This is a genomic window from Vibrio sp. 10N.222.46.A1 (assembly GCF_041473595.1).
Taxonomy (GTDB): Bacteria; Pseudomonadota; Gammaproteobacteria; order Enterobacterales; family Vibrionaceae; genus Vibrio; species Vibrio tasmaniensis_A.
Genome location: NZ_JBFRSN010000697.1, coordinates 1 through 992 on the forward strand (window position 1 = coordinate 1; position 992 = coordinate 992).

The following is a 992-nucleotide window of genomic DNA, read 5'->3' on the forward strand; positions in this document are numbered from 1 at the left end:
GATAACCGTCGTCTTGCATGTCGCCCATACTTGCAGCCCCTTCCGCCCACGGGTTCCAAAGTACCGCAGAGTTATGACCGTGGTTTTCAACCGTTAGTGTGCGATCCAGCTTTTTGTCAGCAACAAAGATTTGCGTTTCTGGTTGCGTGTAAACGCGGTCAATCGTGTCAGTCAGTACCAGTTCAGCACCACCTTGGCAGATCTTGCCACCTTGTAGGCTATCAATGTACTCAGCACCCATACCCGTTGTGGTTGTGTTGTGAATATCGCCAACGTTTAGGTAAGTGTGCAGTGCACCAGAGAAAGTCCATGGCTGAGAATCAGTGTTCTTCACGTCCAGCGTTACTTTTAGCTGCTCGCCGATCTCAACATTCAAACGTGCATCAAACTGATGAGGCCATACTGCTAGCGTCTCTTCGCTTGGCTTCAGACCTAAGCTAACAATCACGCCAGCTTCGCTTTCACGGTGCTCAACCAATTGCCATTCGCTTGAACGTGCAAAACCATGTGCTGGGGCTGCAATGCGACCAAACCAAGGCCAACATACTGGAATACCACCACGCAGAGCCGTTTTGCCATCGAATTTAGCTTGTTGGCTCATCCAAATTAGGTCTTCTTGACCTTGCGGTTGGAATGACACGACATGACCACCAAACAACGAAATCGCTGCGTTTGCTTTATCGTGGATAACACGAACTAGTTTTACACCTTCGTGCTCAACGATAGTGACGTTGTCAGAAAGTACCGACAGTGCAGGTAGAGTAGATAAATCCATTACATGATCCTTCTAAGGAAATTGAATTCAAATGCTGACTAGAGTGATGCTTGATTTTTCATGAGTAACAAGCAGAGTCAGTATTAGAATTGAATTTTACGTGTGGGCTATCTTGATGAGCTTAGACAGACGCGGTTTAAAAGATAGCGGGTATTAAAAAGGCGACACTAAGGTCGCCTTTTTCAAAGTCTGCTCAAAACAGTCTTCGCTAATGCTT

General features: G+C 46.5%; 1 protein-coding gene. It reads right to left on the bottom strand.

Annotated features, from left to right (window positions below; genetic code table 11):
* The coding region (locus AB4496_RS18545) for a D-hexose-6-phosphate mutarotase (RefSeq protein ID WP_372131587.1) at positions 1-775 on the bottom strand (775 nt) is incomplete at its 3' end.
* Positions 776-992: the final 217 nt, after the last annotated feature.